The organism is Sulfitobacter sp. (assembly GCF_036960155.1).
Taxonomy (GTDB): domain Bacteria; phylum Pseudomonadota; class Alphaproteobacteria; order Rhodobacterales; family Rhodobacteraceae; genus Sulfitobacter.
On the sequence record NZ_JBALWB010000012.1, the window covers coordinates 107,368 to 116,158 of the forward strand.

Here is an 8,791-nt window from a genome sequence, read left to right on the forward strand (position 1 = left end):
TTTGCGTAGTTGGTTCATGTCATGCCCCTTTGGACGCAATTTGTTGAAAGGCCACGTATGCGGCTGGTGTGTCGATGTCGGTAAAAAATCCACCCTGCGGCAACAATACATTCTGTGCCAATTTTGGGTTGCTCCGAGTGAATTTTCCGCAGCCAGGATTTGTCTTATCCTCAAGTAATTGAGTACGCATAGATGCTGGTACTACGATCGGATTGCCGCGAATTCCGTTGTGGAAAGGGATCGAAATCTTGGTCAAATCGGTAGCCAAATGGGCCTCTACCAAAGTACGCAAGTCTTGGGCCGTCAACTCAGGCTGATCACCCAATCCGATCAACAGGTGCTCAGCCATCGGCACCTCAAGAAGCCCTGAGCGAACAGAGAAGGGTTGGCCCTTTTCGTACTCGGCATTACGGATCAAGCGGACAGGCAAGTCTGAAATTGTCGCCTCAATCCGAGCGGCCTCAAATCCGGTGACCACACAAACCTCTCCGTCCACAGCGGCAAGGTAGGTCTCCACAACGCGCCGGATCATCGGCACGCCACCTATCGGCAGCAGCAACTTATTGCGATCTTCCATCCGACGGGACAGGCCCGCAGCCAATATGATGGCTCCAACCTTATCCATTTTGAGCAACACGCGTTAGATGATCACGTTTGGCCTGCGTAAGTTCTGCAAGGATAGATAGCGCGATCTCGGAAGGGGTAACCGCCCCGATGTTAAGGCCTGCCGGCGCGTTAACCGAAGCAACCTGCGCTGCGTCGATACCACCCGTGATTAGTTTGTCGGACAGACTCGCATATTTTTTGGTGCTGCCAACAAACGCAACATAGTCCGCTGTATCCGCCAGTCCCGTTTGCAACGCGACAAGGTCGCCCTGCCCCTGTGTTGCAATCACCAGATAGCGGCCACGCCCAGCGGTTCGCGGCGCTAGCGGAGTGTCCCCCTTTGCCGCCGTCATAGTCCAACCGAAATGCGGAGCAAGCTCCCGTAATTTGGTCGCGACCGGAGACTCCCCGAAAATCAACAATTCTGGTTCAGGCAGAAAGGGTTCGATGAAAATATCGATTGTGCCTTTGGACGGGCACCCATTGCGCGCAAATCGGATTCCTTCAACGTCATCGCCCGCACGGACACCTTTTTGCGTTAGTTCTTCCTCTGGGGCGACCGAAATGAACTGCGGTTGGCCCGTTGAATAGGCGCGCAAGGTTGCGGTTTTGATCGCGCCGCGCACACAGCCGCCGCCAAGCCAACCTTCAAGGATTGTACCATCTTCACGCAGTAATGCTTTTGCACCGGGCTTTGCCGCCGTTGTACCAGCTGTGCGCACAATCGTCGCAATGGCAAAGCAATCTTCACCCTCTTGCAGACCGTTATTCATAAGTTGTTGAGGTGTCATAACCGGGCAAGCTCCGGTTCTAGTGCCGCCAGATCATCCAGCGTGTTGGCCGCGCGAAACAGGTCAAGGTGCGGCAATGCTCCCGCCATTGCACGCGCCGTTGGTTCATAGCCATCCCAGCCCTTTAGCGGGTTTAACCAAATTATCTTGCAGCCACGTTTTTTCAGACGCTCCAACGCATCTGAAATACTGTCAGGCGATTGCGTGTCATAGCCATCTGAAAGGATCATCACGACAGTTCGGTTGTCGACAAATTTACGGCCATAGGTGCCTGCAAAACGGTCCAGACTTTCGCCTATTTTTGACCCCCCGGCAAAACCATCCGCCAGCAACGACAAGCGCGCAAGAGCACGCAGAGCGTCTTTGTCGCGCAACGCCTCGGTGATCCGAACCAAACGGGTGTGAAACAGATATGCGTCAGCGCGCGCGTCTGCTCGCATGAGCCCCGCTAGAAACGCAAGAAAGATGCGTGAGTATACTGTCATTGAACCAGAAACATCGCAGATCGCTGTAATCCTAAGGGTCCGCTCAGGCCGCTTGCGTTTGGGCAGTGCAAAGGGCTCTCCACCTGTTGCAAGGCTTTGCCGCATGACCTTACGAAAGTGAATTTGATCACCTTTGCGCGCCGCTTTTCGACGACGTGAGCGCCGATCCCGCATTGCGGCACCAAGACGTAGCGCGATTTTTTCAGCTTCGGCAATGTCCTCGGGGCGCACGATATCGCGCAGGTCTTTTTTGAACAGGTTGGCCACATCCGTGGCTACCAACTTGCCCTCGCCATCACTTTCCGCTTCGCCATCTCCGCCGTCAGGGGCGCTGATATCACCTGCCCCGCTACTGGGGTCGCTTTGGGTATCCGCATCGCGGGACGAATGTGTGTTTTCATTCAGGTGTGGCGTAGCTGTTGGCGTTACTCGGGTTTTGACGCGTCCTCCGTTCATCCAAAAGCTGTTGAACAGCCCATCGAACTGCGCAGCTTCTTCAGCACATCCCGTAAAGATCGATTTCAACGCACGGCGTGTATCATGTGGAATTGCAGCGTTGATATGGGTCAAAGCATCCAATGCTATTCCCGTCTCGCCCACGCCAAGACGCAAGCCATTATCCCGCAAATGCGCAACAAATCCAGCCATGCGCGCGGCAGGCCCCGGATCACGTGCTGCAAATTTGGTTACAAGGCTCATGCGGCTTTCCCTGCCAGTCGTTGCGCAATTTCAGTAGGCATCGCGTCGCGGTCCCTTTGCGTTTTCAGCAAGGTCGCAAGGGTCGCCTGCAATATCACGGGATCGGCCGTCAGATCAGCAACGCCAAGGCCCATCAGTGCCGCAGCAAAATCTAGCATCTCTGCAATGCCCGGTTTCTTTTCCAGATCCTTTTTACGCAAAGCCTGCACAAACCCCACAATCTGCGCACACAGCAGATCAGTGATGTCAGGGTAGCGCGTAACAAGTATCGACAGTTCAGTTTCATGATCTGGATAGGGAACATGGGCATAAAGGCATCTACGGCGCAAAGCATCGCTTAGGTCGCGGGTACCATTAGCCGTAAGAATAACCATCGGCCGAGTTGTCGCCGTGATAGTTCCCATTTCCGGGATCGTAATTTGGAATTCAGAGAGAATTTCAAGCAGGTATGCCTCAAACTCCTCATCCGCGCGGTCGATTTCATCGATCAACAGTACGGGAGCTTTTTGCTGGCGAATCGCCTTAAGCAGTGGCCGCTCTAACAAGAATTCATCTGAAAAAATACGGGTTTCAACGGACTTTCCCGTCTCACCATCTTCAGATGCGGCGCGGATAGCCAGCAATTGCCGTTGATAGTTCCACTCATAGATAGCCTGTGCGGCATCAAGGCCCTCGTAACATTGCAAACGGATCAACTGTGTGTCCTGCGCAGCAGCAAGTACACGTGCCACCTCGGTTTTGCCAACGCCAGCTGCCCCTTCCAGCAACAGCGGACGCCCAAGTGAGAGCGACAGATGCAGCGCCATCGCCAGATCACCTGAGGCAATATATCCCTGTTCGGCCATGGCCGATTGTAACGTAGTCCAAGTCATCAAAATCCTCCCGGTGGAACAGGCCGCACATCGCGGCCTGTTCCAAGTGCGTTAGTCGTGCATGCCAAGATCGTTGGCTGTCTTCCAGATGCGCCAGTGGTCATGGGGCATGTTGGTATGACGGTTGCCAAACGGACGGAATGCATCCTGCACAGCGTTTGAGAAACACGGCACGCCACCAACGTGCGGGCTTTCACCAACACCTTTGGCACCGATTGGGTGATGCGGGCTTGGTGTTACGGTAAAGTCCGTCTCGTAGTTGGGCACTTCCCACGCGGTTGGAAGGAAGAAGTCCATCAACGTAGCAGTTTTGCAGTTGCCCATGTCATCATAGGCAATCTCTTGTCCCAGTGCGACGGCAAGAGCCTCTGTCAGACCTCCGTGAATTTGGCCTTCAATCACCATCGGATTGATCCGTGTGCCGCAGTCATCCAACGCGTAGAAACGACGAACTTCTGGAACACCAGTATCCACGTCGATGTCCATAACACAGACATAGGCGCCGAACGGATAGGTCATGTTGGGCGGATCGTAATAGCTGACCGCTTCAAGACCTGGCTCAAGACCAGGGATTGCTTGGTTATAAGCTGCGTAGGCGATTTCCTTCATCGTCTTAAACAGCTCAGGTGCGCCTTTGACTACGAAACGATCCACGTCGAATTCCACATCGTTGTCGTGAACTTCGAGAAGATAGGCTGCGATCATCTGCGCCTTGGCTCGGATTTTGCGTCCAGCCATCGCAGCAGCGGCACCAGCAACAGGGGTTGAGCGTGACCCGTACGTACCCAGACCATAAGGTGCTGTGTCAGTATCGCCTTCCTCAATGGTGATGCTTTCCGCAGATATGCCAATCTCGGTGGCCAAGATTTGCGCGAAGGTTGTCGCGTGGCCCTGCCCCTGAGAGATTGTGCCAAGACGCGCAACCGCTGAACCCGTTGGGTGGATGCGGATTTCGCAGCTGTCAAACATGCCCATCCCAAGGATGTCACAGTTTTTCACAGGACCCGCGCCGACGATCTCGGTAAAGAACGACAGACCGATGCCCATGACCTTACGGGTTTCACCGCGTTTGAACGCTTCGACACGCTCTGCTTGCTCGGCGCGCAGGCCTTTGTAGTCAACAGCCAAGAGGGCCTTGTCCCAAGCAGTTTGATAGTCGCCGGAGTCGTATTCCCAACCAAGTGCAGCGGTGTAGGGGAACTGCTCTTTCTTGATAAAGTTGATAGACCGCAGCTCTGCTGGATCCATGTTCAACTCAATCGCGAGGACTTCGATCATCCGCTCAATGAAGTACACAGCCTCGGTCACACGGAAGGAACAGCGATAAGACACGCCGCCCGGTGCTTTGTTTGTGTAGACTCCATCAACGCCAAGGTACGCCACTGGGATGTCATAGGAACCTGTACAGATGTTCATGAAGCCCGCTGGGAACTTGGTAGGGTCTGCACAAGCGTCAAACGCGCCGTGGTCTGCTGTGACATGACAATGCAGGCCCGTGATCTTGCCGTCTTTTGTGGCACTGATCTTGCCCTTCATCCAATAGTCGCGCGCAAATGCGGTGGACATCAGGTTTTCCATCCGGTCTTCGACCCATTTCACTGGCACGCCAGTAACGACGGATGCCACGATGGAACAGATATAGCCGGGATAGACGCCAACCTTGTTGCCGAAACCACCCCCAATATCAGGAGAGATCACGCGGATGTTGTGCTCTTCGATGCCAGACAGGAGAGAAGCAACCGTACGCACCACGTGTGGCGCTTGGAAAGTACCCCAAAGGGTCAGCTTACCGTTAACCTTATCCATCGACGCAACTGATCCGCATGTTTCGAGCGGGCAAGGATGCGTGCGGTGATAATACATCTCTTCGGTCGCAACGACTTCGGCGTTGTCGATGACCTGATCTGTAGCTTCCAGATCGCCAGCTTCCCATGTGAAGATATGGTTGGGGTGGTTGCGAGGACCGTGCGCGCCGTCCATGGCCTTGCCGTTTTCATTTACCGTATCTTCGCGCAAAACCACGTCGGACTGCAGTGATTTAAACGGATCAACGAGCACTTCCAGCTCTTCGTAGTCGACTTCGACCAACTCAACCGCGTCTGCAGCGACATAACGATCAGAGGCCACAACGAAAGCAACTTCCTGACCTTGGAACAGCACTTTGCCGTCTGCCAGAACCATCTGCTTGTCGCCTGCCAACGTTGGCATCCAGTGTAGGCCAAGTGGCTCAAGGTCTTTGGCAGTCAAGACCGCGGTCACACCGGGCAGCGCCATCGCCGCATCAATGTTGATCGATTTAATCCGAGCGTGCGCATAAGGTGAACGCACAAAGTCGCCGTGCAGCATACCGGGCAGTTTCACGTCATCGACGTAGTTACCCTTACCCTGAGTAAATCGAGCATCCTCAACGCGTTTGCGTGAACAGCCCATACCTTTAAGATTGGCAACCCGTTCGTCGCGTGTGATTTCGTCCTTCATTGTGCCGCCTCCTTGGCTGCATTCAGTTCAGACGCTGCTGACAGAATGGATTTCACGATGTTCTGGTAACCCGTGCAGCGGCAAATGTTGCCAGCAATGCCAAACCGAACTTCTTCTTCGGTAGGGTTCGGGTTTTCTTCAAGCAGCTTGGCTGCGCGGGTGATCATACCCGGTGTGCAAAAGCCGCACTGAAGGCCGTGGTGCTCTTTGAAGTTCTCTTGCAAAACGTGCAGGGAGTCCGGTGTGCCGAGGCCTTCGATGGTGGTAACTTCGGCTCCGTTGGCCTGGGCCACAAATACTGTGCAGGACTTTACGGACTTGCCATCCATCGTAACAGTGCAGGCACCACAATGGGATGTCTCACACCCAACGTGTGGGCCAGTGATGTTTAGCTTTTCGCGCAGCGCATAAATCAGCAGTTCGCGTGGTTCCGCGAGGAACTCATGGTCCTCACCGTTTACGTTCAGTTTGACGTGCATTTTTTTTGACATGGTGTTCTCCTCCCTAGGCCCGTGACCAAGCGCGCGCGATGGCGCGGCCCAGTACAATGCCTGCAGCGTGACGTTTGAATGCGACAGGGCCGCGGTTATCTTCTGTCGGGTCAATGTCTTCCAGCATGGCAGCAACAGCGGCCTTCACTGCTGCGTCACCGCAATCAGTTCCAACAAGTGCTTCAGCGGCAGCTTCGGACCAAACTGGTACATCGCTGAGGTTTGTCATCGCTATCGAAGCAGTCGCTACTTTTTCACCCTCTTTGGAAATCTGAACCGCAGCGGCGGCAGTAGCATAGTCACCAATTTTGCGTTTCTGCTTTTCATAGGCATATCCACCTACGGGTACCGCGAATGATACAGATATCAGCACCTCTTCATCTTCACGCTCAGTCATGTAGGCCGCTTCGTAAAAGTCGCGTGCATCAACCGTACGATCACCTTCTGGTCCAGTGAGATGGAACTGCGCATTCAAGCACTGCATCAGACCGGGCATGTCGTTTCCAGGGTCGCCGTTTGCGACGTTGCCGCCAACAGTACCCATGTAGCGGACCTGCGGATCAGCGATCTGCAACGCAGCTTCTTTCATGATCGGAGCAGCAGCCAACATTGGCTCTGAATTGATAATGTCATGCTGGGTTGTCATCGCACCAATAGTCACAACACCATCGTTTACACTAATGCTGTTGAGCCCTTCGATGTCTTGCAAGTCGATCAGATGCGGCACTTCGGCCATTCGCAATTTCATCATTGGGATCAGGCTGTGCCCTCCCGCAATTACGCGTGCATCGTCTCCGTGTTCCTGAAGCAGGGCAATCACGCCCGCCATGTCTGTCGGCCTGTAGTACTCAAACGCCGCTGGTATCATGCTTCGCCTCCCGTTCCGCAAATGTATGTTAGGAGTCGAGATTGTACGCTGTCGTATGCAGAAGCATGCCCTTTTCAATGAAGAGCTAAGTAATATTCACGAAATGCGCCTAAGCGCGCACGAGTTGCGAAACATTAGATCCCCAAAGCGTCTCGAACGGCCTTGAGGTTGGATCGACTGACTGGGACAACGGGTAAGGCGGCGGCAGAAAAACTGCAGGTGCCACTATCTTTGGACCGCTCAAAGTGGTTCACATGGATGGGGTTCACCAGATAGCTGCGATGGGTTTTCAAGAAACCAACCTCGCCAAGGCGCTTTGTCGCTTCAGTGATCGGCCAACTGCAAAAGTGTTGTCCATTTTGCGTGTAGACGTTTGTGTAGTGCCCTTCAGCTCGTACAAACGCGACATCCGCTGGGTCAATTAGAAGGGTGCCACCGTCACGCTCACAAGGAATACGTAAAGCTATCGGCAGGGGCGTTACATCTTCGAAATTTTTACTGGGCTCTTTGTCTTCCTGCAAATCAGGTGCATTGGGATCGGGCACTAAGAACGTAACGCTCATCCACAAAAAAGCACCAAAGATGGCGAAACTGGAAAGGATCACACCTAGGGCTAATGTTTCGTTGCTCATGACTGGACCAAATTCATTAAACTTAGGTACGGTCACAAAACGCGTTCCGGAAATAGCAACAAAATGGACTGCACAAACAGCGAATCCAAAGCAAAGCGTGCCCAACAAAATGTTGCGGCGGGTTCTCTGTCCATAGGCGATCCAGAATGCCGCGATGCAAAGCCCAACTGCCGAGACAACAGCCAGGATGACCCCCAGCGGAGTATAGACCGCTTGGCACAGCTGTAAGCCAGCCATGCCAACATAATGCATCGCGAGAATACCAAATCCAACCAAGGTCCCTGCGGCACACAGCGTTACAGGTGTCCTTTCACGAAAGTGGAGAAGCAGCAAAGCCGTCCCGACAATCAGTATTGCGAGCAACGCCGACGCAAGCGTGATAGCGGCATCATAGTAGAAGAGAATTGGCATCTGAATGCCAAGCATTGCAACAAAGTGCATCGACCAAATCCCACCACCCAGGGCGATCGCTGACATCGCGACCGAGCCCTTTCGGCGGGAAACGGATTGACGAGAAATATCTTTTGACAGCGTTAGCCCAGTGAAGCCTGCCACAATAGCAATCAAGACCGAGGCAACGGCAAGTATATTATTGTGACTAACTTCTAGGAATTCCATAACATGTCATGACATCATATTTCGCACAAATCAAACTTGTAACGAGATAAGCAGACGAGGTTCCTTGGTTGATAGTGCGCATCGGAACCAGCAACAGCCGAACACTCTCCCGAGCACCATTTGATCTGAGTGATATGCAAGCCGCAGAGTCTGAGCGCGGAAAGGGAATTAGAAAATTAACTCTACTGAGAGATATTTAGGAATGCATTCCGAGCTTGGAGTTCAGGTCTGCGGAACTGGGAGTTGGTTTT

General features: G+C 53.5%; 8 protein-coding genes. All 8 read right to left on the reverse strand.

Features of this window, described 5'->3' with window-relative positions; genetic code table 11:
- Positions 1 to 19: 19 nt before the first annotated feature.
- Positions 20 to 625, reverse strand: coding sequence for a nucleotidyltransferase family protein (locus V7775_RS19930; RefSeq protein ID WP_335753671.1), 606 nt, complete (start codon positions 623 to 625; stop codon positions 20 to 22).
- Positions 618 to 1,397, reverse strand: a complete 780-nt coding sequence (locus V7775_RS19935) for an XdhC family protein (protein ID WP_335753672.1) — start codon at positions 1,395 to 1,397, stop codon at positions 618 to 620. Before V7775_RS19935 ends, V7775_RS19930 begins: the two co-directional genes overlap by 8 nt.
- Positions 1,394 to 2,581, reverse strand: coding sequence for a vWA domain-containing protein (locus V7775_RS19940; RefSeq protein ID WP_335753673.1), 1,188 nt, complete (start codon positions 2,579 to 2,581; stop codon positions 1,394 to 1,396). The genes V7775_RS19935 and V7775_RS19940 overlap by 4 nt, the downstream gene beginning before the upstream one ends.
- Entirely contained in the window at positions 2,578 to 3,453 is an 876-nt protein-coding gene (locus V7775_RS19945; protein ID WP_335753674.1) for an AAA family ATPase, read from the reverse strand. Before V7775_RS19945 ends, V7775_RS19940 begins: the two co-directional genes overlap by 4 nt.
- Positions 3,454 to 3,504: 51 nt before the next feature.
- Positions 3,505 to 5,931, reverse strand: coding sequence for an aerobic carbon-monoxide dehydrogenase large subunit (locus V7775_RS19950; protein ID WP_335753675.1), 2,427 nt, complete (start codon positions 5,929 to 5,931; stop codon positions 3,505 to 3,507).
- Positions 5,928 to 6,422, reverse strand: coding sequence for a (2Fe-2S)-binding protein (locus V7775_RS19955; protein WP_335753676.1), 495 nt, complete (start codon positions 6,420 to 6,422; stop codon positions 5,928 to 5,930). Before V7775_RS19955 ends, V7775_RS19950 begins: the two co-directional genes overlap by 4 nt.
- A gap of 13 nt (positions 6,423 to 6,435) precedes the next feature.
- Positions 6,436 to 7,290, reverse strand: coding sequence for an FAD binding domain-containing protein (locus V7775_RS19960; protein ID WP_335753677.1), 855 nt, complete (start codon positions 7,288 to 7,290; stop codon positions 6,436 to 6,438).
- 134 nt (positions 7,291 to 7,424) lie between these two features.
- Entirely contained in the window at positions 7,425 to 8,540 is a 1,116-nt protein-coding gene (locus tag V7775_RS19965; protein WP_443070150.1) for an MHYT domain-containing protein, read from the reverse strand.
- Positions 8,541 to 8,791 lie beyond the last annotated feature (251 nt).